The organism is Variovorax paradoxus (genome assembly GCF_030815855.1).
Classification (GTDB): domain Bacteria; phylum Pseudomonadota; class Gammaproteobacteria; order Burkholderiales; family Burkholderiaceae_C; genus Variovorax; species Variovorax paradoxus_M.
The window spans coordinates 952918-979504 of sequence record NZ_JAUSXG010000001.1 but is presented as its reverse complement, the minus strand read 5'-3'; the positions used below and the strand labels follow the sequence as shown (position 1 = coordinate 979504).

The following is a 26587-nucleotide window of genomic DNA, read 5'->3' as shown; positions in this document are numbered from 1 at the left end:
CCCTCGCGGGCATCCGGCCTTTCTTATTGCGTGAAAGTGCCGCGGCCTACGCGAGGTCGAGCGCCAGCAGCCGGCTCTTCACCGCGGCGCCGAACTGCGCATCGCGAATGATGTCCAGGTGCCCGGTGCGCGGCACTACCTCGGTCGAGAGCACGCGCGCGCGGTCCGCCCAGCGGCGCAACGCACCCGGCGCCTGCAGCGATCGTTCGGCATGGAACACCTGCACCGGCAGGTCCGTGCCGGCCTGTGCGTAGCGCGCAGACTGCACGCGGCTGTCGAGCGTGGCCCACAGCAGGTACTCGTAGGCCTCGTCGCCGGTGCCGTCGAGCGGCGACGCCCAGGCCGGTGCCAGCAACTGCTCGGCCACCCAGGTCCGCTCGGCATCGGTCATGCGGGCGAACAGCGCTTTCCAATGCGCCGCCATGTCCGACTTCGCGAGCCAGGCGGCGAGCACCTCGTCGGCCTGCGCGCGCTGCATCGTCGTCAGCGTGCCCGCGGGAATCATCGGCTCCGACTCGAACACGTCGACAGCGCCGAAGAACACGATTTCGATGCGACCCTGCATCTGCCGCGCCACTTCGAAGGCCAGGTCGCCGCCCAGCGACCAGCCCAGCAATGCGCAGCGTCCACCGGTGGCGGTCGCGACGATGAAGTCCGCATACTCGGCCGCGAGCTCGCGAATGGCAAAGCCGCGCCAGCGCTTGCGTGTGTAGACGTGGCTCACGAAGGCATACACCGGCCGGTCGCCTTGCACCGCACGCGCCAGCGGCTGGAACTCGCGCGAGTTGACGATCAGGCCGGGCAGGCAGAACAGCGGCACGCCCGTGCCGCCTTCGTGCAGGCACACCGCGTCGTTCGCGCTCTCGGCCCGCTGGTGCACGCGACCGGCCATCTCACGAAGGTTTGCGGCCTGCATCACATCGGCCAGGCTCAGGTGGCTGCCGCCGGGCAACTGCTTCCGGATGCGCGCGATCAGCTTGAGGCTCAGCAGCGAATCGCCGCCCAGCTCGAAGAAGTTGTCGCCGCGCCCCACACGTGCCACGCCCAGCACCTCGCGCCATATGGAGGCCAGCGCCTCTTCGGCCTCGCCTTGCGGCGCTTCGTACACGCGTTCGCCCCCCAGCCCTTCCGGCTCGGGCAGCGCCTTGCGGTCCACCTTGCCGTTGGCGTTCAGCGGCAGGGCCGCGAGCGTGACGATCAGGCGGGGCACCATGTAGTCGGGCAGCACCTGGCCGAGGCGCTCGCGCAGCACTGCGCTGTCGATGGCCTGGTCCGCATGCATCGCGATGTAGGCCACGAGCGATGTGCTGCCCGGGCCTTCCTTCGCCACGACCACCGCCTCGCGCACTTCGGGCTGCGCGAGCAGTTGCGCCTCGATCTCGCCGAGCTCGATGCGCAGGCCGCGGATCTTGACCTGGTGGTCGATGCGGCCCAGGTACTCGATCTGCCCTTCGGTATTCCAGCGCACAAGGTCGCCGGTACGGTACAGCCTGCCGCCCTTGCCGTCGAACGGATCGGCCACGAAGCGCTCCGCGCTCAGGCCGGGCCGGTTCAGGTAGCCACGCGCCAGGCTCACGCCCCCGAGATAGAGCTCGCCCGCCACGCCGCGCGGTACGAGATTGAGTTCGGCATCCAGCACATGGGCCTGCGTGTCGGTGATCGGCTGGCCGATGGGCACGAGGCTCTGGCCATCGTCCCTGCAGGTCCAGCGCGTGACATGGATGGTGGTTTCGGTCGGACCGTAGAGGTTCTGCAGCTTGGCACCACTCAGCCGCTGCAGCGTCTCCTTCTGCGTCTCGGCCGGCATCGCCTCGCCGCCGCAGATGATGTGCCTGAGGCGCGTGCTGGCCTCGATGCCTTCGTGCGCAAGAAAGGCCTGCAGCATCGAGGGCACGAAGTTGAGCGTGGTGACCTGGTGGCGCTGGATCAGCTCGACCAGCCGCGCCGGGTCACGATGGTCGCCCGGATTGGCGACGACAAGGCGCGCGCCGGCGGTCATGGGCCAGAACAGCTCCCACACCGACACGTCGAAGCCGAACGGCGCCTTGTGCAAGACGGTGTCGGCGCGCGTGAGGCCGTAGGTCCGCTGCATCCATGCCATGCAGCTGTGCAGCGCGTCGTGCCGGATGGCCGCGCCCTTGGGTTTGCCGGTGGAGCCCGAGGTGTAGATCACGTAGGCGAGGTTTTCGCCGTGCAATGCCACCTGTGGATCGGCGTCCGATTCGCCGCTGAAGTCGGTGCCGTCGATCTCGAGCGTGGTCAGGCTGCTGCGGTCGTCGAGGCACTCGCGGGTGGCGCGGTGCGCCAGCAGCAGTTCGATGCCGCTGTCCTGCACCATGTAGGCGAGGCGTTCGGTCGGGTAGTCCGGATCCAGCGGCAGGTAGGCGCCGCCGGCCTTGAGGATGCCGAGCAGTCCCACCACGAGTTCGACCGAGCGCTGCATGACGATGCCCACGCGCATGTCGGACTTGACGCCGAGAGCGATCAGGCGGTGCGCCAGGCGGTTGGCTCGCCGGTTGAGTTCGTCGAAGCTCAGCACCTCGTCGCCGAAGAGCAGGGCCGTGGCCTGCGGCTGCAATCGGGCCTGTTGCTCGATCATGCGGTGCACCGGCTCGTGCCGCGGCTCGCGATGCGCATTCACGCTCCATGCCGCGAGCTGCGCCTTTTCGGGTGCGTCCATCAGCTCGACGTCGCCCACGGCGTGGGCGTCGTCGCCGGCCAGCGCAGCAAGCATCGCGACGTAGTGCGCGGTCATGCGTTCGACGGTGCCCTGCTCGAACAGCTCCGACGCATAGATGAAGCTCGCATGCAGCCGCCCGTCCGTGTCCTCACTGGTGCTCAGCACCAGTTCGAACTGCGCCACCGGCGCCGCGAGCGGATAGTCTTCCAGTTCAAGATCGGGCAGCCGCTTCAGCGTGCGGGAGTCGGTCCGCTCGTGGCTGAACATCACCTGGAACAACGGGCTCACGCTCAGGCTGCGCTCGGGCTGCAGCGCCTCCACCAATTGTTCGAACGGGAGGTCCTGGTGCGCCTGCGCACCCATCGCGGCCTCCTTCGCCTGCGCCAGCACCTTCGCTAGGCTCATGCGGCTTTCGACCGCGCTGCGCATGACCTGCGTGTTGACGAAGAGCCCGATGACGCCTTCCGTCTCCGCGCGATGGCGGTTCGCCACCGACACGCCCACACGGATGTCGGGCTGCCCGGTGTAGCGGTGAAGCAGGGCCTGGAACGCGGCCAGCAGCACCATGAAGAGCGTCGCGCCCTGGGCGCGTGCGCGCTTGTGAAGCCCTTGCACCAGCTCGGGCGCAAGGTCGACGCCATGCCGGGCCGCAGTGTAGTGCCCGCTCGGCCGCCGGCTGTGGTCCGTGGCGAGCTGCAGCACCGGGTTGCCGGTGCCGAGGCGTTCGGTCCAGTAGGCGAGTTGCCTGTCTTTCTCGCCCGCTTCCAGCCAGTTGCGCTGCCATGCCGCGTAGTCCACATAGCGGATCGGCAGCGGCGGCAGGTCCACCATCCCATCGCCGCAGACGCGCGCGCGGTACTGCGCGACGAACTCGCCCACCAGCAGATGCAGGGAGCCGCCGTCGGACACGATGTGGTGCATCACGAGCACCAGCACATGCACCTGCGGCGCGAGCCGGATGACGCCTACCCGCATCAGCGGGCCGGTCGTGAGGTCGAAGGGCGTGGCACTCAGGCTGCGGGCTTCCTCGCGTGCGCGCGCTTCCACATCGCCCTGCCCACCGGCCAGGTCGATTACCGGAATGTCGAGCTCGACGTGGTCCTGCACGATCTGTTCGCACAGCCCTTGCGTGTCCGGCTGGAACACCGTGCGCAGCGATGCATGGCGCTCGGCCAATGCCGCAAAACTTTGCTTCAGCGCCCCGATGTCCAGTTCGCCATGCAGCTTCAGCGCGCCGGAGATGTGATACGCCGTGCTCTTCGGGTCGAGCTGCCACAGGAACCACTGGCGCAACTGCGCATAGGAAAGTTCGGCCTTGGTTCCAGGCGGCACCGCCACGATGGGCAGCTTGGCGAAGTCCACTCCCTGCTTCTGCAGGAGGCCGAGAAAGGCCTTCTGTTTCTCGCGGGGTAGGCGCGCGAACCGGTCCGCGATGCTGTGCTTGTCGATCTCCATCAATCCTCCATGAGGTCGAGCAGCGCGGCCATCTGCGCAAGGTCGTCAGACCCTCCCGCTGCCGCAGTGCCGACCTCTTCCTGCACGACGTCGGCCATCGCGGCCAGCGTCGGGTTTTCGAAATAGCGTTTGAGCGGCAGCTGCACCGCGAACTGCTTCTGCACCTTGGTCTGCACGGCCAGCAGGCTCAGCGAGTGGCCGCCCAGCTCGAAGAAGTTGTCGTTGCGACCGACGCGGTCCACCTCGAGCACTTCGGTCCAGATGGCAGCGAGCGCGCTCTCCACCTCCCCCATGGGCGGCGCATACGCACTGCCGCTCGCAAGCTCCGGATCGGGCAGCGCCTTGCGGTCGACCTTGCCGTTCGAATTCAGCGGCACGGCATCGAGCACCATCAGGGCCGCCGGCACCATGTAGTCCGGCAGCTTCCGCAGCAGCCGCTCGCGCAGCGCCACCGCATCCGCCGTCTGCCCCGTCCGCGCGGACACATAGGCCACCAGCCGCGTACCGCCCGCGCCCTCCTTCGCAAGCACCACCGCTTGGCGCACTTCGGGCTGCGCGAGCAATTGCGCCTCGATCTCGCCGAGCTCGATACGAAAGCCGCGGATCTTCACCTGGTGGTCGATGCGTCCGAGGTAGTCGAGCTCGCCGTCATCGCGCCAACGCACCAGGTCGCCGGTGCGGTACAGCCGGCCGCCCGCAGGGCCGAAAGGCGCGGCCACGAAACGCTCTGCGCTCAGGCCGGCCCGGTTCAGGTAGCCGCGCGCCAGGCCCGCGCCCGAGACATGGAGCTCGCCAGCCACGCCGGCAGGCAGCGGGTTGAGGTCGCTGTCGAGCACCCACAGGCCGAGGTCCGGGATGCAGGCGCCCACCGGGCTGCTCTGCTCGTCGAGGTCGGCGCGCACGATCGGCCGATAGGTCACGTGCACGGTGGTCTCGGTAATGCCGTACATGTTGACGAGCTGCGGCTGCCGGTCGCCGAAGCGATCGATCCACGGCCGCAGGCTTTCGGGCTCGAGCGCTTCGCCGCCGAAGATCACGCAGCGCAGCGGCAGGCGTTCGCCCGCGGCCAGCGCCGCGCCGTGGATCAGCTGCCGGAAGGCCGACGGCGTCTGGTTCAGCACGGTGACCTGCTGCGCGCGCAGCAGCGCCACGAAATCATCGGGCGAACGGCTGACCCAGAACGGCACGACCACCAGCTTGCCGCCGGTGCACAGCGCGCCGAAGATTTCCCACACCGAGAAGTCGAAGGCGCAGGAGTGGAAGTTCGTCCACACGTCCTGCGGGCCGAAGCCGAACCAAGGCTGCGTCGAGTCGAGCAGCCGCGTGACGTTGCGGTGGTTCAGCTGCGCTCCCTTGGGACGGCCGGTGGAGCCCGAGGTGTAGATGACGTAAGCCAGGTGCTCGGCATGCACCGCCACCTCGGGCGCATGCGCGGGCTCCACGGCCAAGTCGGCCGTATCGAGCGCCAGCACATGCATGTCGCCATGCAGCGGGAGCTTCGGCGCCACATGGCTTTGCGTGAGCAGCAGGCGAATGCCGCTGTCCGCGATCATGTAGGCCAGGCGTTCGACGGGGTACTCGGGGTCGAGCGGCACGTAGGCGCCACCGGCCTTCAGGATGGCGAGCAGGCCCACCACCATCTCGATGGAGCGTTCCACCGCGATGCCCACCTTCACCTCCGGCGCCACGCCGAGGCCGATCAGCCGGTGTGCGAGCCGGTTGGCGCGTGCATCGAGTTCGGCATAGCTCAGGCTTTCATCGCCGAAGACCACCGCCGTCGCATCGGGATGCAACGCGGCCTGCCGTTCGAACCAGCGGTGCACGGGTTGTCCGGTGCCGCCGTCGTGCACGTTCTTCGCGGGTTCGGGTTGCGGTGAATCGCATTCGTCCCGCAGGCCGATGTCGCCCACCCGAGCACCCGGTGCGTGCGCGAGCGCTTCGAGCAGCGTCTCCATGCGGCGCGCCAGCGTCTGCACGAGCGCTTTGCCGAACTGGCTGCGCGTATGGCTGTAACTCAGCACCAGCGTCTCGCCCTGGTTGACCGAGAGCGTCATCGGGTAGTTCGTCTCCTCGCGGTTCCAGACTTCGCCGAAGCGCAGCCTGTCCGGCGCGCCCTGCTTCAGCGCCTGGTCCAGCGGGTAGTTCTCGAACACCACGATGCTGTCGAACAGGTCTTGCCCGCCCTGGCCCGCCCAGCGCTGGATCTCGTAGAGCGGCGTGTGCTCGTGCTCCTGCGCACCGAGGTTCTGCGCCTGCAGTTCGCGCAGCCAGTCGCCAACGCTTTGCGCCGGCTGCAGCGTGGCGATGACCGGCAGCGTGTTGATGAACAGGCCCAGCATCTGCTGCGCACCGGGGAGTTCCACCGGCCTGCCCGCCACGGTGGCGCCGAAGCTCACTGTGCGCTGCCGTGTGTGACGGGCCAGCAGCAGGGCCCAGGCGGCTTGCACCAGGGTGTTGAGGGTCACGCGTTCGCGCTTGGCCGCTTCCATCAGTGCGCGCGTGCGCTGCGCTCCGATCTCGAAGCGGTGCATGCCATGGCCCGCCTGCGCATCGCGCGGCTTGGGCAGGGTGTTGGCCAGCCATGTGGGGCCTTCGACACGGCCCAGCTGTTTGCGCCAGTAGCGCTCGTCGGCCGCGCCGTCGCGCTGCTGCAGCCAAGCGATGTAGTCCGCATAACGTCCACTCGGCGATGCCAGCGATTCACCGGCGTAGTGCCGCAGCATTTCACCCATCAGCTGCGAGGTGCTCCAGCCGTCCAGCAGCAGGTGGTGCAGGGTCCAGATGAAATGATGCTTGCCGTCCTGCGCATGCACCAGCACGAGCCGCATCAGCGGTGGCTGCGCCAGGTCGAAGCCCTGCGCGAGCTGTGCCTGCGCCAGGTCGTCGAGCGCATCGGCCACGTCGGCACGGTCTCGCCAGTCGTGCTCGGCCATCGGCAACTCGGTCTGCCGGGCCACCCATTGCAGGGCAGGTTCGCCGACGAGGAAACCGGTGCGCAGCACCTCGTGCCGCTCCAGCACTGCACGCCATGCAGCCCTGAAGCGCGCGACGTCGAGCCCGTCGATATCGACGCGCAGCTGGTTGACGTAAGCGCTGCCGCCGGGTGCGTACAGGCTGTGGAACAGCATGCCCGCCTGCATCGGCGAGAGCGGGTACAGGTCCGCCAGATTCGCCGCCGGAACCGGCAAGGCGTCGAGCTGTTGCGAGCCGATGCGGGCCAGCGGAAAGTCCGACGGCGTCACGCCTTGCGCGCCGCTCGTGCAATGCGCCACCAGCGCTTCGAGCTCCTGCTGGAACCGTTCTACCCAGCCTTCGACGGCCGCGCGGTCATGGCGCGCCTGGCTGTAGCTCACACGCAGCGCCAGCACGCCGTCGTGGACCTGGCCGTTGACCGCGAACTCGTGCGTCAGCGGTGCGCCGGCATCCACCGGCGCGCCGCTCGGTTCGTGGGCCAGCACCCATTGCGCGCGCTCGTCGGCGCCGGCATCGAACTGGCCGAGGTAGTTGAAGACCACCTGCGCCTGGGGTAGCGCCCGCAGCGCCTGTTGCTGCGCGGGGTTGCCGAGGTGCTTGAGCACGCCATGCCCCAGCCCCTTGTCGGGAATGCGGCGCAGGCTTTCCTTCACGCGCTTGATGGCTTCGCCCGGTTCGCCCAGCGGATCGAGCGCGACCGGGAACAGGGTCGTGAACCAGCCGACGGTGCGCGAGAGGTCGATGTGCTCGAACAGGTCTTCGCGGCCATGCCCCTCGAGATCGACCAGCAACTGGCCGTGGCCGGCCCATGCGCACAGCGAGCGGCCCAATGCGGTCAGCAGCAAGTCGTTGGCCTGCGTGCGATAGGCCGCGGGTGCGTCCTTCAGCAGCGCCTGCGTCGTCGCCTTGTCCAGCCGGAGCTCGACGGTCTTCTGGTCGGCGACGGTGTTCGATCCCTCCGGGTGGGCGCACGGCAGGGCCGCGGGAACGTCCGCCAGGGCCGCCCAGTGGCCGATTCCTTCGGCATGGCTCCGGGCGTAGCCCTGCAGCGCGGTGGTCCACTCCTTGTAGCTGCTGCTCTTGGCGGGCAGCACGATGGCCTCGCCCGCGAGGCTCTGGCGGTAGGCGTCCTGCAGGTCTTCCAGCAGGATGCGCCATGACACGCCATCGACGACCATGTGGTGAATGGCGAGCAGCAGCCGCGATTCGCCGCCCGGCAGATCGACGAGGAGCGCTCGCAGCAACGGCCCATGCGCAAGGTCGAGGCTGCGCTGCGCTTCGTCGCAGAGCGCTTCGAGCTGCGCCGCATCGCGGGCCTTGCGCACCCACAGCAGTTCGGCGAGCTCGCTCTCCGGCATCGCCGTGTAGTGCTGGTGCCATGCGCCATCGGCGTCCTGGCTGTAGCGCAGGCCGAGGCTGTCGTGGTGCTGCGCCACCGCGCGCAGTGCCTGCCGGAAGGCCGCCAGCTGCAGCGGCTCGCGGCACTTCAGCAGCACCGCCTGGTTCCAGTGGTTGCGCACCGGCATCTGCATCTCGAAGAACGCATGCTGGAACGGCAGCAAGGGCGCCTCGCCCTGCGCATCGCCGGCAGCCGGTCGCTTTGCATCGCCCACCGGTTCGGCCGCGCCCGCAAGCTGGGCCACGGTCTGCCGCTCGAAGATCTGCTTGGGGCTCACCTTCCAGCCCGCGAGGCGCAGACGCGCCACGATCTGCAGGCTCAGGATGGAGTCACCACCCAGCTCGAAGAAGTTGTCGTTCCGCCCCACGCGTTCCAAGGCAAGCACGCCGGTCCAGACGTTGGCGATGGCCTGTTCGGCCTCGCCCTGCGGCGCTGCGTACGCCTTTTCGTCCTGCAGCAGTTCGGGCTCCGGCAGCGCCTGGCGGTCGACCTTGCCGCTCGGGCTCAGCGGCAGCGCATCGATCACCACGATGGCCGAAGGCACCATGTAGTCGGGCAGCGCGCGCGCGAGCCGTTCCTTCAGTGCCGCCACGTCGACGGACCGATCCGCCTTCAGCGACACATAGGCCGCGAGCCGTGCGCCGGCCGGTCCCTGGCGTGCGATCACCACGGCTTCGCGCACTTCGGGCTGCGCCAGCAGCTGCGCCTCGATTTCGCCGAGCTCGACGCGGAAGCCTCGAACCTTCACTTGATGATCAATGCGGCCCAGGTACTCGAGCTGGCCGTCGTCGCGCCACCGCACCCAGTCGCCTGTCCGGTACAGCCGCCCGCCGTTTGCGTCGAAGGGGTCGGCCACGAAACGTTCGGCCGTGAGCGCGGCGCGATGCAGGTAGCCGCGCGCGAGGCCCTCGCCGCCAAGGTACAGCTCGCCCGCGACATGGCGCGGCACGAGGTTGAGATCGGCATCGAGCACGCGCGCACTTCGGTCGCCCACGGGCCGGCCGATGGGTGCGTAGCCCTCTTCGAAGCTCGCCGCGCCATCGACCTTCCACAGCATCGGCGTCACGACCGCTTCGGTGGGGCCGTAGCCGTTGATCAGCAGCTCGGGCTTCAGGTGTCGGCGCACCGCGTCGAAGCCTTCGCGCGACATCGCTTCGCCGCCGAAGGAATACAGCTGTACCGGCGGGCAGCGGCCGGTGTCGCGCGCCCAGTCGGCCAGCTGGCGCAGGTAGGCCGGCGGAAAGCCGGCATTGGTCACGCGGTGGCGCTGCATCGCGTCCAGCGTCTGCTCGGCGGTCCACAGCGTTGCGTCGCGCAACAGCAGCGAGGCACCGCAGCACAGCGCCGTGAAGAGGCGTTCGTGCGCGCCGTCGAACGAAAAAGAAAGGAAGTGCAGCTCGCAGGATTGCGACCCCATCTCGTACAGCACAGCAGTTTCCACGCAATGGGCGGCGAAGGGACCGTGCGAGACCATCACGCCCTTGGGCATGCCGGTCGAGCCCGAGGTATAGATGATGTAGGCCAGGTTGCCGGCATGCACCGCGACGTCGGGCGAGCGGTCCGGCTCGGTGGCCAGGTCGAGCGTGTCGAGTTGCAGCACGCGCACGTGCTCGCCGCAGGGAATGCGCGCCTTCACATGGCTTTGCGTCACGAGCAGGTCGATGCCGCTGTCCGCGACCATATAGGCCAGGCGGTCCGCGGGGTACTCCGGGTCGAGCGGCACATAGGCGCCGCCGGCCTTCAGGATGCCGAGCAGGCCGATCACCACGTCGAAGGACCGTTCCACCGCGATGCCGACGCGCGTGTCCGGCTTCACGCCGAGCGCGATCAGCCGATGGGCCAGGCGGTTGGCGCGGCGATCGAGTTCGCCGTAGCTCAGCGATTCGTCGCCGAACAGCAGCGCAGTGGCCTCGGGGCGCTCGCGGGCCTGCCGCTCCATCAGCCGATGCACGGGCTCGCAGCGCTGTCCGGCCGGTGCGTTGACGCCCCACAGCGCGAGCCGATCTTTCTCGGCGGGCGCGAGCAGGTCGATGTCGCCCACCGCCTGCGTCGGGCTCTCGGCCAGCGCCGTGAGCACCGCAAGGTAGTGCCCCGCCATGTGCGCGATGGTCCCGGCATCGAACAGCTCCTGCGCATAATGGAAGCTGGCCTGTACATGGCCCTGCGCATCTTCGAGGACGCTCAGCGTGAGTTCGAACTGCGCGGCCTGGCCGCCCAGCTCGTGGTCCTGCAAGCTCAGGCCGGGCAGGTTCTCCAGCGCGCGAAGGTCGCGCCGCTGGTGGTTGAACATCACCTGAAACAACGGGGCGGTACCCAGGCTGCGCTCGGGCTGCAGGGCCTCCACCAGCTGTTCGAAGGGCAGGTCCTGGTGCGACTGCGCCCCCAGCGCCGCATCGCGCGTGGCTTCCAGCGCCTGCAGCAGGCTCGTGCGGCTGGTCAGCACATTGCGCAGGACCTGCGTGTTGACGAAAAATCCGATGACCTTTTCAGCTTCCACGCGATGGCGGTTGGCCACCGGCACGCCGACACGGATGTCCTGCTGCGCGGTGTAACGGTGCAGCAGCACCTGCAGTCCCGTGAGCAGCACCATGAACAGCGTCGCGCCCTGGGCCTGCGCGCGCTTGTGCAGTGCATCCGTCAGCTTCTGCAGCAGGACAATGTCATGGCGGGCCGCACGGTACCGGCCGTCCGCGCGGCGCGGGTGGTCTGTCGGCAACTGCAGCACCGGATGCTCGGTGCCGAGATGCGCTTTCCAGTAGTCGAGTTGCCGCTCTTTCTCGCCGGCTTCCAGCCAGTGCCGCTGCCAGACGGCGTAGTCGGCGTACTGGATCGGCAAAGGTTGCAACCGAGACGGCTGCCCGTTGGTCCGCGCGCGGTAATGCGCCACGAATTCGTCCACGAGAATTTTCAGCGACCAGCCGTCGGACACGATGTGATGCATCACGACGACGAGCAGGTGCGCCTGTTCATCCAGGCGGATCAGCGCGACCCGCAGGAGCGGATCGGCCGTCAGGTCGAAAGGTGTTTCGGCGATGCGCCGGGCTTCTTCCTGGGCTCGTGCGTCGCTTGCCGCGCCCGCGAGCGCGCCGAGGTCGACGAGCGGAATGTCCAGCCCCGCCCGCTGCTGCACCACCTGCTCGACCAGGCCCTCGGCATTTGCGCGGAACACCGTGCGCAGCGATTCGTGGCGCTCGACCAAGGCGTCGAAGCTCGCCTGCAGCGCATCCCTGTCCAGCGCGCCCTGAAGCCGGAGCGCACCCGTGATGTGATAGGCCGAGCTGCCCGGCTCCAGCTGCCAGAGGAACCACTGGCGCATCTGGGCATACGAGGGCGCGCAGGCGGGGCGCGCCGCCTCGTCGCGCACAAGGATCGGGAACTGCCCGATGGTCAGCCCCTCGGTGCGGATCTTCTGGTACACCGCGCGGCGTTGCGCCGGGGTCAGCTTGGAGAAGCGCTTGCCGATCTGGTCATGGGTGGCCGCGATGTCCATCAAGCGATCTCCAGGCTGTCCATGAAGGCGTCGATGTCGGAGAGAGACTGGGCCACGGGTTTCCTTTCGCCGGCACCTGCAATGAGTCGAGCCATGTCCATGAGAACGGGCTGCCTGAAAATGTCGGCGACCGTCAGGTCCGCATGCATTGCGGCCTGCACCCGGGCGACCACCTGCACGGACATGAGCGAATGCCCGCCGAGGTCGAAGAAGTTGTCGTGCCGGCCCACGCGCGGCACGCCGAGCACCTCGGTCCAGATTGCCGCCAGCGCTTCTTCGGTGCCGCCCTGCGGCGCTTCGTAGGCCTGGGTGCTCGCGCGCTCGGGCTCGGGCAATGCCTTGCGGTCGACCTTGCCGTTGGCGTTCAGCGGCAAGGTCTCCAGCACCACGACAAGGCTGGGCACCATGTAGTCGGGCAGCGCTCGGCCCAGGTGTTCGCGCAGGCGCGCGGTGTCGATGGCGTGCCCGGCCTGCGCCGAGACATAGGCCACGAGCCGCGCCCCGCCCGCGCCGTGGCTCGCAACGACCACGGCTTCGCGCACTTCGGGCTGCGCAAGCAGCTGCGCCTCGATCTCGCCCAGCTCGATGCGAAAACCGCGGATCTTCACCTGGTGGTCGATACGGCCCAGGTAATCGAGCTGGCCTTCGCTGTTCCAGCGCACGAGGTCGCCGGTGCGGTAGAGCCGGCCACGGCTTTCGCTATTGAACGGATCGGCCACGAAGCGCTCCGCGGTCAGGGCCGCACGCTGCACGTACCCGCGCGCAAGCCCCGCACCGCCCAGGTAAAGCTCGCCCGCGGCGCCCGGTGGCATCAGGTTCAGTTCGGCATCGAGCACATAGGTCTGCGTGTCGTCGATCGGCTGCCCGATCGCCACCTTGCTGCGGCCGTCGTCGCGGCAGGTCCAGTGGGTCACGTCGACGGCGGCCTCGGTGGGGCCATAGAGGTTGTAGAGCGCGGCCTGCGGCAGCCGCCTGAACACCTCGTTCTGCGCCTCGGCGGGCAGCGCCTCGCCGCTGCTGACGATGCGCCGCAAGCTGGTGCAAGCTTCGATATCGGGGTGCGCAAGAAAGGCCTGGAGCATCGAGGGCACGAAATGCAGCGTGCTCACTTCATGCGTGCGGATCAATTGCGCGAGGCGCGCCGGTTCGCGGTGGTCACCGGGGTTGGCCACGGCCAGCCGGGCACCGAACATCAGCGGCCAGAAGAACTCCCACACCGACACGTCGAAGCTGAACGGTGTCTTCTGCAGCACGGTGTCCGCTTCGCCGAGCTTGTAGGCCTGCTGCATCCACACCAGGCGGTTGTAGAGCGCGCCGTGGCGGTTGGCCGCGCCCTTGGGCTTGCCGGTCGATCCGGAGGTGTAGATCACATAGGCCAGGTTCTCGCTGTGGAGCGCCACCACGGGGTTGCTTTCCGGACAGCCGATCAGCTCCAGCGTGTCGAGCGCGAGCATGGGCACGCCGGCCTTCTGCGGCAGCCGTTCTTTCAGGCGCTCCTGCGTGAGCACCAAAGCGAGCGCACTGTCTTCGACCATGTAGGCGATGCGGTCGACCGGGTATTCCGGATCGAGCGGCACATAGGCGCCGCCCGCCTTGAGGATGGCCAGCAGGCCGACCACCAGTTCGGTGCTGCGCTCCAGCGCCACGCCGACCTTCACCTCGGGGCGCACACCCGCTTCGATGAGGCGGTGCGCGAGCTGGTTGGCGCGGCGGTTGAGTTCGCCATAGCTCAACGCTTCCGTGCCGAAGATCAGCGCGGTGGCATCCGGGCATTCGGCGGCCTGCTGCTCGATCAGGCGGTGCACGCATTGCGCTTCGCCGCGGCGATGGGTGTTGACGCCCCACTGCGCGAGCCGGGCCTGCTCCGCATCGCCCAGCAGATCCAGTTCGCCGAGCGTCGATGCCGGCAGGCGCACGAGCGCCTCGAGCACGCGCTGGTAGTGGCCCGCCATGCGTTCGATGGTCTCCGGTTCGAACAGTTCGGCCGCATAGCGGAAGTTGGCCTGGATGCCGCCGTCTTCGCGTTCGACGGTTTCCAGCGTCAGCTCGAAGGGCGCCGCGCGTTCCTCGAGGTCGATGCGCCGCACCTGCAGATCGGGCCAGCCCCGCAGCGGCCTGTCCCCCTGCCCCAGGTGGTTGAACATCACCTGGAACAGCGGCGCCGCGGTGTGCCCGTGCTCCGCGCGCAACGCCTGCACCACGCGTTCGAACGGCAGGTCCTGGTGCGCCTGGGCTTCGAGCGAGGTGCCCTGGACCTGCGCGAACAGTTCGGCCAGGCTCGTTTGCGCATGCAGGCGCGCATCGAGCACCAGCGTGTTGATAAAGATGCCGATGACACCCGAGGTCTCCGGCCGACTACGGCCCGCCACCGGCACACCGACGCGAATCTCGTTCTGGCCCGTGTAGCGGAACAGCAAGGCGTGGAACGCCGTGAGCAGCGCCATGAACAAGGTGCCGCCCTGCGCGCGTGCGAGCTGCTTCAGGTCCTGCGCGAGGCCTGCGGAAATGTCGAGCGAATGCTGTGCCGCGCTGTAGTTGGCTTCGGCGGAACGCGGCCGGTCGGTGGTCAGCGCGAGCACCGGCTGGCTGGCGCCGAGGCGCTCGCGCCAGTAGGCCAGTTGCTGGTCGCCTTCGCCATCGTCCAGCCACTTGCGCTGCCACAGACTGAAGTCGACGTAGCCGATCTCCGGCCTGGGCCGCATGTCGGGCATGCCCTGCGTTTGCAGGGCGTACGCCTCGGCAAGGTCGTCGAGCATGAGCTGGACCGACCATGCGTCGGAGATGATGTGATGCATCATGAGCAGCAGCTGGTGCTCGCCATCCGCCATCTTCAGCAAGGCGCAGCGCAACAGCGGGCCGGTCGTCAGATCGAAGGCCGTGCGGCAGACCTGGGCCACCGCCTCGCCATAGCGGGATTCGCGCGCAGCGGCATCGAGCACGCTGAGGTCGACGAAGGGAATGTCGATGCGCACTTCCGCCAGGACGCGCTGCTCCGGCAGGCCTTCGGGACCGGGTCCGAACACGGTCCGCAACGCCTCGTGGCGCTTTGCGATGGCCTGCATCGCTTCCTGCAGCACCGCCACGTCGAGCGTCCCCGAAAAGCCCAGGCCGCCACCGACGTGGTAGGCGGTGTTCGCGGGGTTCAGCTGCCACAGGAACCACTGGCCCTGCTGTGCGAAGGACACGTGCACGGGGCCGTCGATGTGGCCGCGCACGATGGCCTCGCGCGCGGGTGCCGCATTGCCGCCTTGCTTCAACCGGCGCTGCAGCAGACTCAGCTGCTCGGGCGAGAGCCTCGCGCGCCGTTCGGAAAGAAGAGGTGTATCGCTCATGATGAAAAACTTGCAGTGATGCGATCCGCTGCCGGATGCAGGTCGTCGGTGGTCGGGGTCTCGCGCTCGATCTCCTCGATCAGCTTCAGCTCGACGAGCGCGGCCAGCTCGGCCACAGTCGGCGCCTTGAAGAAATCGGCCGGCTGCAGCTCCACGCCATAGGCCTTGCGCACGCGGGACAACAGGCGAATCGCCAGCAGCGAGTCACCGCCCAACTCGAACAGGTTGTCGTGCGCGCCCACGGGCGCGATGCCGAGCGCTTCGGCCCACAGCGCGGCCAGGCCTTCTTCCAGTTCGCCTTCGGGCGCGGCGAACGGGGTGGACAGCGCCGGACGCGCATGGCTGGCGCGGGCTTCGGCCGCCGGCGCGGCGTCCATGTCGTCGAGCAGGTTGGTCAGCGGTCGCAGGCGCGGCGCCAGCGGCGAAACGGAGACCACCGTCTGCGGCAGGTCGGGCCCGTTGACGATGCGCTCGAAGGCGAGCACGCCGGTGCGCTCGTCGAGGCCGACGCCCTCGGGCAGGTCCATGTCGGCCGCGGCGCCGACATCGCGCCAGGCGTCCCAGTTCACCGAGAACACCGGCAGCGCCGAAGTGCGGCGGTGCGCCGTCGCCAGCGCGTCGAGGTAGGCATTGGAAGCGGCATAGTCGCTGCGGCCCAGGCCACCGACGAGCGTGGCGATGGAAGAGCAGAAGAGCACGAAATCCAGCGGCTCGCCGCGCAGCGCATCGAGCAAGGCGCGAGTGCCCGCCACCTTCGGCGCGAAGGCCGCTTCCACCTGCGCCCGGGTGCGCTGGGCGATCATGCCGAGTCCCGGGTCCATGACGGCGTGAACCACGCCGTGGATCGCGCCGAAGCGCGCATGCGCGGCCGCCAGGGCTTCGCCCAGCTGGGCGGCATCGGTCACATCCGCCGTCACTGTCAGCACCTGCGCGCCGGCGGTTTCGAGTTCGATCAGCTGCCGCAGCTTGCGGCGCAGTGCCGCGGGCTCATCGCCCGATGCGACGATGCGCTCCCAGTCGCCGCGCATGGGCAGCGGCGTGCGGCCGAGCAGCACCAGGCGGGCCTTCCATGCGCGGCTCAGGTGCCGCGCCAGGGCGAGGCCTACGCCGCCCATGCCGCCGGTGATGAGGTACACGCCGCCTTCACGAAGCCGCGGCGTGGCGGGTTGCGCAGGCAGCGGCTCGTAGTTCTTGGTCCAGCGGTGCGGTCCGCGGTAGGCCACCACGAAGTCGTCCTGCGCGGACGCCGCCTCATCGGCGATGCGGCGCGCCAGGTCGCTTTCGGCGGCGCTTTCCGGTGCAGGCAGCACCACGTCGATGACGCGGCAAGCGACCGACGGGTATTCCTGGCCCAGCACCTTGGCGATGCCGAGCAGGGTCGCCTTCTCGGGCGCCAGCGCCTCGGTGCCGGCGACATCCTCGATACGGTCGGTGACGATGGTCAGCGCCAGCGGGGCCCGGCCCGATCCGCCGACGGCGTCGAGCGCCTGGGCCAGTGCGAGCAGGCTGAAGCAGCCGGCGTCGAAGACCTCCGCATGCGATGGCGCGGGCCGGTCGCCGTCCAGGCTCCACAGGTGATGGAGGCTGTGCACAGTCCCCGCTTCGGCTTCCACCGCGCGCAGCAGCGCTTCGTGGTCGGCGCGTTCGCCTGATCGCACCGTGTACTGCCCAGATGCGGTGCGTGCAAAGCGCGTACCGCGCAAGGCCAGCACCACCTGTTCGCCGCGCTCCCGCAGCGTGCGGGCGAGCCGGTCGGTGAAGCTGTTGGCATCGCCCAGGACCAGCGTGCACCCGGTTCTGTCGGCACGCTGCGCAGCGCGCGGCAACGGCGTGCTTCGCTGCCAGTTCGGTGCATAGAAAAGACCGGGTGCGGCACTGGGCGACGAGGGCCGTGCGGCATCCCCGGCGTCGACCCAGTAGCGCTGGCGCTGGAAGGCATAGGTCGGCAACGGCACGCGGCGGCGCTCGCTGCCTTCATGGAGCGCAGACCAGTCAATGTCGACACCGGCGGTCCACAGGCCGGCCACGGCATTCGCCAGTTGCTGGCTGTTGCGCGCAGTCTGCTGCGCATGCGCTTGGCTGGCCCAGAGGCCTGCGGCCGAGCTGCTGCCCGGATGCTGGCGCGCGAGCCCCGTCAGCGTCTCGCCCGGGCCGACTTCGAGCACCACGCGGCCGGGCTTGTCGAAGATGTGGCGCAGGCCATCGGCGAAGCGCACGGTGTTGCGCAGGTGCCGGCCCCAGTACGCGGGGCTGGTCGCCTCCTGCGCGGTGATCGGCAGCCCGGTGAGGTTGGAGATGAAGGGGATGCGCGGCGCGTGGCGCGGCACCGAGGCGATCAGTTGCTCCAGCGCGGCCACGGCCGGATCGACCAGCCGTGAATGGAAGGCCACGGCGACATGCAGGCGGCGCGGCAGATGCTGGCGCGCACGCAGTTCTTCCTCGGCGCGAGCGATGGCTTCGGGCGTGCCGGCCAGCACGCAGAGCTGTTCGCCATTCACCGCCGCGAGGTCGCAGCCCGCCGCGAGGAACGGCGCGAGTTCGGATTCCGGCAGCGGCACGGCGAGCATGGCGCCGGCCGACAGCACCTGCACGAGGCGCGCACGCTGCGCGACGATGCGCAGCGCATCGTCCAGCGAGAACACGCCCGCCACGCAGGCGGCGACGTATTCGCCGAGGCTGTGGCCCATCATCAGCGCGGGCTTCACGCCGCCGTGCAGCCACCACTGCGCCATGGCGTACTCGACGGCAAAGAGCGCCGGCTGCGCGACCTCGATGTGGAACAGGCGCTCGTTCGCCAGCGCTTCATCGCCGGCGGCGGGGAACAACAGCGGGTGCAGGTCGATGCCGCTTTGCGCGCGCAGCAAGGCCATGCAGCGATCAAGCGCCTCGCGGAACACGGCGCGCTCGCGATAGAGCGCCGCGCCCATGAAGGCATGCTGGCTGCCGCTGCCCGGAAACAGAAAGACCACCTCGGGCGCGGAAGCCGGCGCCTGGCGAGATGCGGCGGCCGGGGAAGACAGCATCTGAGCGGCCATCTCCGGATCGTTCGCCACCACTGCGCTGCGCCATGCGAAGGCACGGCGTCCGGTTTGCAGGGTGTGCGCCACGTCCTGCAGCGCCTGTGCGGGTTGCGCCTGCAGATGCGCCGCGAGTTGTGTCCGGCCTTGGGCCAGAGCCGCCTCGCTCTTGGCCGACACGGGCAAGACCTGCCATGCCGGCGCCGCCACCGCATTCACCGCGACCGGTGCCTCTTCGAGCACGACGTGCACATTGGTGCCGCCGATGCCGAACGAACTCACGCCAGCACGCCGCGGCACCCGCCCCTCGACCCAAGGCCGCGCCTCGGTGTTCACATAGAACGGGCTGGCCGCGAAATCGATCTGCGGATTGGGCTGCTCGAAATGCAGGCTCGGCGGCAGCACGCGGTGCTTGAGCGCCATCGTCGCCTTGATGAGCCCCGCCACGCCGGCCGCGGCATCGAGGTGGCCGATGTTGGTCTTCACGGAGCCGATGGCGCAGAAGCCGCGCCGCTCGGTGTCGGCGCGAAAGGCCTGGGTGAGCGCAGCGATCTCGATCGGGTCGCCGAGCGTGGTGCCGGTGCCGTGCGCTTCCACATAGCCGATGGTGTCCGCCGCCACGCCCGCGATGAGCTGCGCCGCGCGAATGACCTCGGCCTGCCCGTCGACGCTGGGCGCCGTGAAACCGACCTTGGCGGCGCCGTCGTTGTTGGCGGCCGAGGCCTTGATCACCGCGTGGATGCTGTCGCCATCGCGCAGCGCATCGTCCAGGCGCTTGAGCACGACCACGCCGGCGCCGCTGCCGATCAGCGTGCCCGCGGCCTTCGCGTCGAAGGCGCGGCAGTGGCCGTCGGGCGAGAGGATGGCGCCCGCCTGGTAGCGGTAGCCGCCCTCCTGCAGCAGGTTGAGCCACACGCCGCCCGCCAGGGCCATGTCGCAGTCGTGGCCCAGCAGGGCCTGGCATGCGGTGTGCACGGCGACGAGCGATGTCGAGCAGGCGGTCTGCACGGTGACCGCGGGGCCGCGCAGGTCGAGCTTGTAGGCGACGCGCGTGCACAGCGAGCCGCCGGAGTTGCCGTTCATCAGCCCCAGCAGGTCGGCGATGCCGCTCTCGGCGTTGAGGCCAAAGGACGGCAGCAGGTTGCGGATCAGGTACAGGTTGGTGCCCTCGCCCGCATAGACGCCGACCTTGCCCGGCCAGCGCGCGACGTCGCAGCCCGCGTGTTCGAGCGAAGCCCAGGCGCACTCCAGGAAGACGCGCTGCTGCGGATCGAGGGTTTCGGCTTCGCGCGGCGTGTAGCCGAAGAAGCCCGCATCGAACTGGTCGAAGCCGTCGAAGCGCACGCCGGCCTTCACGTACTCGGGATCGTCCAGCAGGCTTTGCGGCACGCCGCGCGCGCGCAGTGCATCGTCGGTGAAGCGCGAGACCGACTCCACGCCGCCCTGCACATTGCGCCAGAAGGCGTCCACATCGTCGGCGCCGGGAAAGCGCCCGGCCATGCCGACGATGGCGATCTCGATGCCCGTCGGTTCGGAGAGCTCGTGGGGGGTGGACATCAGTTGACTCTCTCTGCCGCCTTGCGGCGTTGAAGCATGGCGGCGCGCTGGCGCAGCGCCCTGTCGTCGCTGGCTGCGGCCGCGGCGGCAGACGACGCGGCACCGGCCGGCGCCTGCTCGATCCACTGGGCCAGCGATTCGATGGTGGGGTACTTGAAGAGATTGACCACGGGGATCGCGGCCTGCAGCCGGTCTTCCAGCAGACGGTGCGCGCGGATCAGCAGCAGCGAGTGGCCGCCGAGGTCGAAGAAGTTGTCGTGCAAGCCGACCTGCGCGACCTGCAGCACCTCGGACCAGACGGCCGCCACGGTCTGCGCGACATGACCCTGCGGTGCTTCGTAGGCAAGCTCGCTGGCGAAGGCCTGCTCCGGCAGTGCCTTGCGGTCGACCTTGCCGTTGGCGTTGAGCGGCAGGCTGTCGAGCACGGCGAAGGCGCGCGGGACCATGTAGTCGGGCAGCACCTGTGCAAGGCGCTCCTTGAGCACCGCAGTGTCGATGGCCTGCTTCGCATGTGCCGCGAGGTAGGCCACGAGACGTGCGCCGGCCGGGCCGTCCTTCGCCACGACGACGGCTTCGCGCACCGCGGGCTGCGCGAGCAGCTGCGCTTCGATCTCGCCAAGCTCGATGCGGAAGCCGCGGATCTTCACCTGGTGGTCGATGCGGCCCAGATACTCCAGTTGCCCTTCGCCATTCCAGCGCACGAGGTCGCCGGTGCGGTAGAGCCTTCCACCGCCCTCGCTGTCGAACGGATCGGCCACGAAACGCTCCGCGCTCAGGCCCGCCCGCTTCAGGTAGCCCCGGGCCAGGCTGATGCCGCCCAGGTACAGCTCGCCCGCGACACCCTGGGGCACGAGGTTCAGGTCGGCATCGAGCACGTGGGTGCTGGTGTGGCTGATCGGCTTGCCGATGGGCACCTGGCTCTGGCCGTCGTTGCGGCAGGCCCAGTGCGTGACGTGGATGGTGGTCTCGGTCGGCCCGTAGAGGTTCTGCAGGCCCGCGCCGTGCAGGCGCTCGAGCGTCTCCTTCTGCGTCTCGGCCGGCATCGCCTCGCCGCCGCAGATGATGTGGCGCAGGCGCGTGCTGGTCTCGATGCCCTTGTGCGCGAGGAAGGCCTGCAGCATCGAGGGCACGAAGTTGAGCGTGGTGACCTGGTGGCGCTGGATCAGTTCGACCAGTCGGGCTGGGTCGCGGTGATCGCCGGGGTTGGCGACCACCAGCCGTGCGCCCGACGTCATCGGCCAGAACAGCTCCCACACCGACACGTCGAAGCCGAAGGGTGCCTTGTGCAGCACGGTGTCGGCGCGCGTCAGCTGGTAGATGTCCTGCATCCAGACCATGCAGCTGTGCAGCGCGCCGTGGCGGATGGCCGCGCCCTTGGGCTTGCCGGTGGAGCCCGAGGTGTAGATCACATAGGCGAGGTTCTCGCCGTGCAGCGCGACCTGCGGATCGCTGTCGGGTTCGCCTTCGAGGTTGGTTGCATCGACTTCCAGCACCGTCAACGCACGGCGGTCGGGCACGCAGTCGACAAGGCTGCGCTGCGTGAGCAGCAGCCCGATGCCGCTGTCCTGCACCATGTAGGCGAGGCGCTCGGCCGGGTATTCCGGGTCCAGCGGCACGTAGGCACCACCGGCCTTGAGCACGCCGAGTATCGCCACCACCATCTCGACGGAGCGCTCCATCGCGATGCCCACCAGCACCTCGGGCCTGACGCCCAGAGCGATCAACCGGTGCGCGAGGCGGTTGGCGCGGCGGTTCAGTTCAGCGAAATTCAGCGACTCGTCGGCGAAGAGCAGCGCGGCGGCGTCGGGCTGCGTGCGCGCCTGCCGTTCGATCATGCGGTGCACCGGCTCGGGTTGCGGCTCGCGGTGCGTGTTCACGCCCCATTGCGCCAGCCGTGCCTGCTCCGGCATGCCGAGCAGGCCGATGTCGCCCACCGGCTGCTCGGGACAATCGGCCAGCGCCTGCAGGATCGCGACGTAGTGGCCGGCCATGCGCTCGATGGTGCCGGGCTCGAACAGCTCGGCCGCATAGATCACGGACAGCGACAGATGGCCGTCCGGCCTTTCGCGCGCTTCGAGCGTGAGTTCGAACTGCGCCGCGAGATCGGGCAGTGCGTGGTCGCTCGCCCCGATGCCGGGCAGTTGCGCGAATGCGCGCAAGTCCTCGAACAGGTGGTTGAACATCACCTGGAACAACGGGGTGTGGCTCAGGCTGCGCGCAGGCTGCAGCGCTTCGACCAGTTGCTCGAAAGGCAGGTCCTGGTGCGCCTGCGCGCCGAGCACGGCATCGCGGGCTTGCGCCAGCACGCGCGACGCGCTCAGGCGTCCGTGGATCGGATTGCGCAGCACCAGGGTGTTGACGAACATGCCGACCACGCCCTCGACGTCCACGCGGTTGCGGTTGGCGATCGGCGCGCCGATGCGGATGTCTTCCTGCCCCGTGTAGCGGTGCAGCAGCGACTGGAAGCCCGCGAGCAGCACGATGAAGAGCGTCGCGCCGTGGGTGTCCGCTACGCCGCGCAGCTGGCCGAGCAGGCCGGTTGGCAGCTCGAAGGCATGGCGCGCGGCGCTGTAGCCGGCCTGCGGCTGGCGCGGATGGTCGGTGCGCAGGTCGAGCACCGCGTGCGTGTCGCCGAGGTGCGCGCGCCACCAGGTCAGCTGCCGTTCGCCCTCGCCCGCCGCAAGCCACTCGCGCTGCCAGAGCGCGTAGTCGGCGTACTGGATACGCGATGCGGACTGACGCATGGGCGTTCCGCCCAGATGCGCAGCGTAGCCCGCGGCCAGTTCGTCGATCAGCAACTGCATCGAGGCGCCGTCGGAAATGATGTGGTGTATCACCACGGCGAGCACATGGGTGTCGTCGGCGGTACGGATCAACGCGGCGCGCAGCAGCGGACCTTGCGTCAGGTCGAAGGGCTCGGCCCTGAGGCGCCGGGTTTCTTCCGCCAGCTGCTCGTCGCGCTTGGTCGCGTCTGCACTGCGCAAGTCGATCAGTGCCAGCGACAGCGTGCCGGCGGGCTTGATCCACTGCTCCGCATTGCCGTCGGCGGCTGCGCTGAACACCGTGCGCAGCGATTCGTGGTGCATGACGAGGTCGTCGAGCGCAGCGCGCAAGGCATCGGTGTTCACCGCCCCGGTGAGGCGAAGCGCGCCGCTCACGTGGTAGGCCGCGCTTCGGGGATCGATCTGCCAGAGGAACCACTGGCGCTCCTGCGCGTGCGAGAGCGGCATCGGCAACAGCCGGCGCTCCGCCGACAGCACGGGAATCGGCGCGGGCTGCGGGCGCGCACCTTGCGCCTGCAGTTGCCGGATGGCTGCCGCGCAGGCCTGCAGGCGCGGCTGCTCGAACAGCATTCGCGCCGAAAAGTCGATCTGCCAATGCGCCGAGATGCGCGCGGCCGCCTGCGTCGCGGTGAGGGAGCTGCCGCCGCGGTTGAAGAAGTGGGCATCGCGTGCGAGCGGCCGGTCGTCGCCCTGCTTGCAGACCTCGCGCCAGATCGCGGCCACGGCCTGGTCGACCTCGTCCAGCGGCGCCTCCTCGGGCGCCGCTTCACTCGGGCCGCCCCGCACGAAAGCGCCGTACTGGTAGATCGCATACGCATCGGCGCTGCCGTCGATCCAGCCCGCGCGGCAGGCGCTGCGCTGCAGCTTGCCGCTCGTGGTCTTGGGCAGGCCGCCGGGGTTGAGCAGCAGCACGACCGACAGCGGCTCGCCGAACACCTCGCCGACCGCGGCGCCGAGCGCATCGACCAGCACCTGCGGCGGCACCAGCTTCTGCATGCTGCGCGACACCTCGGCCGCGACGCCGATGCCCTCGCCGTCCGTCCCCTGCACCGCAAAGACCGCGACGCGGCTCTTGCGCACCGCATCGACCTCGGCCTCGATGAGCCGCTCGATGTCCTGCGGATAGAGGTTGTGGCCGCGAACGATGATCAGGTCCTTGATGCGGCCGGTGACGTAGAGCTGGCCTTCGTGCATGAAGCCGAGGTCGCCGGTGCGCAGCCAGCGCTCGCCGTCGCGCAGCACGAAGGTTTCGCGGGTCTCGCGCTCCTTGCCCCAGTAGCCAAGGCAGATGCTCCGGCCGCTGGTCCAGATCTCGCCGATCTTTCCGGGGGCCGCGGTCGTCAGCGACACGGCATCGACGATCTCGACGCGATGGCCCGGTGCCGCCACGCCGCAGCCCACCAGCATCGTGCCTTCCGCGGCCGGCGTGCCGGCACCGCTGGCCAACCCCTCGGCGGAGAAGGTGTTGGCTACCATGCCGCCGCCGCGCGTGCCGCCGGTGACGAACAGCGTCCCTTCGGCGAGGCCGTAGCAGGGGTAGGCCGCGTGCGGCTCGAAGCCCGCGGCGGCAAAGCGCGCGATGAATTCGGTTTCGGTGTCCGCGCGCACCGGCTCGGCACCCGTGTAGGCCACGCGCCAGCTCGACAGGTCGAGCTGCGCGAGCCGCGCATCGTTCACGCGCTCCAGGCAGAGGCGGAACGCGAAGTCGGGCCCGCCGCTGTGGGTGGCGCGGTGGCGCGAGATCAGCTCGAGCCAGCGCACCGGGCGTTCGAGAAAATAGCCCGGCGAGGTGAGTACCAGCGGAATGCCGTTGTAGAGCGGCAGCAGCAGCCCGCCGATCAGGCCCATGTCGTGATAGAGCGGCGCCCAGCAGACGAACTTGTCGTCGGGGCCGACGCCCATGCCGTGCGTCATGGCGACTTCGTTGGCGATCAGGTTGCCGTGCGACACCATCACGCCCTTGGGTGCGGAGGTCGACCCCGAGGTGTACTGCAGGAATGCGACGTCGTCGCCCGCGGGTTCGAAGGGCGTCCATGCATCGGCGAGCGATGCATCCACCGCATCGACGGCGATGATTGCCGCGTCGCCGAACTGGCCGGCCGCGCTCATTGCGCGCGACAAAGCGGCGGAGGTCAGCACGCAGCGAGCTTTCGAATCGAAAGCGATGCCGGTGAGCCGCGCCAGATGCTGCGGGCGCATGGACTCGGGCGGAAACACCGGCACCGCGATCACGCCGCTGTAGAAGCAGGCCAGCATGCACACCGCATAGTGGTCGCCGTTGTCGAGCATGATGAGCACCCGCTCGCCCTTGGCGAACTGCTGCTGGAGCCGGGCCGCGAGTGCGCGCACGCGATGCTCGAACACGCCGTAGCTGATCGGGTCTTCGCTGTATTCGCCGTTCACCGTGCCGGCCAGGGTGAGCCAGATGTCGTCGGGCCGCGTGCGTGCCAACGTGCGCAGATGGGCAACGAAGTTCTTCGGCTGCGGGCTGGCCTCTACTTGCGGCATTTCACTCATGTCGATTCCTTTGCGCGCCATGCAAGCGCGGCGGCATAGCCGGCGGGCGCCTCGAGCGTCATGGCTTGAAAATTTGTCCATTCGGGAACGGCACTTTCGAGCGCATAGCGCCCGTCCGCGCCGGGATGAATGCCGATGGATTTCAGATGCTCGGCCACGCCGACGCCGATGGCCTTCAGCACCGCTTCCTTGCCCACCCAGCGGCTGTAGAGGGCCTGCAGCCGATCGGCGGCGCCGCGCACTTCATCGCATTCGCGCTCGGTAAACGCCAGCGAAGCGACGCCCTCGATGTCGACGTCGGCCATGCACTCCTCGATGTCGACGCCCACTTCGCTCACCGCGCGCGCATCGCCCAGCACGATGAGCGCATGCGAGCCCGAATGGGAGAGATTGAACAGCGGCGCACCGCCGCTTGCGAGTTCGAGGTACGGCTTGCCGTGCGCGCTCGATGCGAGCGGCACCTCGGCAGGCTCGCAGCCCACGCGCTCGGCGAGCAGGCGGCGGAGCGCGGCGCGCGTTTCCGTGAAGCGCACGCGGTCGGCGGTTCTTGCAAACCTGTCGGCCTTGGCGCGCTCGGCCGGCGTCAGCACCTGCCGCGCTGCCGTGGCCTCGGTGGCCAGATCGAAGTCGAGGCGGTAGACCTCGATGCCCGCGGGCAGCGGGTCAGGCCAGGGCGTGAGATGCATGGCGATTTCCTGCAATGGCTTGGCCGAGGCGCTGCGCGAGCGCGGCCAGGAAAGCTGTTTCCTGCTGGCGGATGAAGAAGTGACCGCCGTCGAACCAGTCGAGCGTGAAGACACCGCCCGCCTCGGCCGACCACGCATCGATGCGTGCGGCGTCGATGTCGTCCTCACGGCCTGCGAAGACGTGCACCGGCATCGGCAGCGGCGCTTCGCCGGCATAGCGAAAGCCTTCGCAGACGCGGTAGTCGGCACCCAGCACATCGAGGGTGATGCGCATCAACTCCGCGCTCGCGAACACTTCTTCGGGCGTGCCGCCCTGCTTGCGTAGATCGGCGGTCAGCGAGGCGTCGTCGGTCTTGTCCGCAAAGCGCGCGGGGTCACGCTGCGAGGGCGCGGAACTGCCGGAGGCCAGCAGCGCGAGAGGCAACGCGCGCCCCATCGACCGCAGGCGGCGGGCCATGCCGTAGGCCAGCAACGCACCCATGCTGTGGCCGAAGAGCGCGAAGCTGCCGCGCAGGGCCTCGGCCTGCTCCGCGCAGAGTTGCGCGACGAGGCTGTCGAAATCCCGAACCAGGCTTTCGCCCGAGCGGCTTCCGCGGCCGGGCAATTCCACCGGCACGATGCGGACCCAGCGCGGCAGCAGGCGGCACCAGCGCAGGTACATCGTGGCGCTGGCGCCCGCACACGGCAGGCACAGCAGC

7 protein-coding genes are annotated in these 26587 nt (G+C 69.1%); all 7 read right to left on the bottom strand.

Features of this window, described 5'->3' with window-relative positions; translation table 11 throughout:
• Positions 1–46: 46 nt before the first annotated feature.
• Genes QFZ42_RS04540 through QFZ42_RS04510 form a run of 7 tightly spaced genes read right to left on the bottom strand, consistent with a single transcriptional unit; the run spans position 47 to position 26550 of the window.
• A complete protein-coding gene (locus tag QFZ42_RS04540; RefSeq protein ID WP_307699809.1) occupies positions 47–4135 on the bottom strand; it encodes an amino acid adenylation domain-containing protein in 4089 nt (1362 codons plus the stop codon).
• Complete coding sequence (locus QFZ42_RS04535) at positions 4135–11997, bottom strand: non-ribosomal peptide synthetase (RefSeq protein ID WP_307699808.1); 7863 nt, start codon at positions 11995–11997, stop codon at positions 4135–4137. The genes QFZ42_RS04540 and QFZ42_RS04535 overlap by 1 nt, the downstream gene beginning before the upstream one ends.
• Positions 11997–15329: an amino acid adenylation domain-containing protein gene (locus tag QFZ42_RS04530; RefSeq protein ID WP_307699807.1), complete on the bottom strand. Its 3333-nt coding sequence runs from the start codon at positions 15327–15329 to the stop codon at positions 11997–11999. Before QFZ42_RS04530 ends, QFZ42_RS04535 begins: the two co-directional genes overlap by 1 nt.
• A complete protein-coding gene (locus QFZ42_RS04525) occupies positions 15326–19903 on the bottom strand; it encodes a type I polyketide synthase (protein ID WP_307699806.1) in 4578 nt (1525 codons plus the stop codon). The genes QFZ42_RS04530 and QFZ42_RS04525 overlap by 4 nt, the downstream gene beginning before the upstream one ends.
• Complete coding sequence (locus QFZ42_RS04520) at positions 19903–25203, bottom strand: non-ribosomal peptide synthetase (protein ID WP_307699805.1); 5301 nt, start codon at positions 25201–25203, stop codon at positions 19903–19905. Before QFZ42_RS04520 ends, QFZ42_RS04525 begins: the two co-directional genes overlap by 1 nt.
• On the bottom strand, positions 25200–25889 hold the full coding sequence (locus QFZ42_RS04515; RefSeq protein WP_307699804.1) for a 4'-phosphopantetheinyl transferase family protein: 690 nt from the start codon (positions 25887–25889) through the stop codon (positions 25200–25202). The genes QFZ42_RS04520 and QFZ42_RS04515 overlap by 4 nt, the downstream gene beginning before the upstream one ends.
• Complete coding sequence (locus tag QFZ42_RS04510) at positions 25867–26550, bottom strand: thioesterase II family protein (RefSeq protein WP_373423378.1); 684 nt, start codon at positions 26548–26550, stop codon at positions 25867–25869. The genes QFZ42_RS04515 and QFZ42_RS04510 overlap by 23 nt, the downstream gene beginning before the upstream one ends.
• Between the last annotated feature and the right edge of the window lie 37 nt (positions 26551–26587).

Bases quoted from the DNA above. Each gene is read 5' to 3' on its own strand.
- QFZ42_RS04540 (WP_307699809.1), bottom strand. From the start codon at position 4,135: ATGGAGATCGACAAGCACAGCATCGCGGACCGGTTCGCGCGCCTACCC.
- QFZ42_RS04535 (WP_307699808.1), bottom strand. From the start codon at position 11,997: ATGGACATCGCGGCCACCCATGACCAGATCGGCAAGCGCTTCTCCAAG.
- QFZ42_RS04530 (WP_307699807.1), bottom strand. From the start codon at position 15,329: ATGAGCGATACACCTCTTCTTTCCGAACGGCGCGCGAGGCTCTCGCCC.
- QFZ42_RS04525 (WP_307699806.1), bottom strand. From the start codon at position 19,903: ATGTCCACCCCCCACGAGCTCTCCGAACCGACGGGCATCGAGATCGCC.
- QFZ42_RS04520 (WP_307699805.1), bottom strand. From the start codon at position 25,203: ATGAGTGAAATGCCGCAAGTAGAGGCCAGCCCGCAGCCGAAGAACTTC.
- QFZ42_RS04515 (WP_307699804.1), bottom strand. From the start codon at position 25,889: ATGCATCTCACGCCCTGGCCTGACCCGCTGCCCGCGGGCATCGAGGTC.
- QFZ42_RS04510 (WP_373423378.1), bottom strand. From the start codon at position 26,550: ATGTACCTGCGCTGGTGCCGCCTGCTGCCGCGCTGGGTCCGCATCGTG.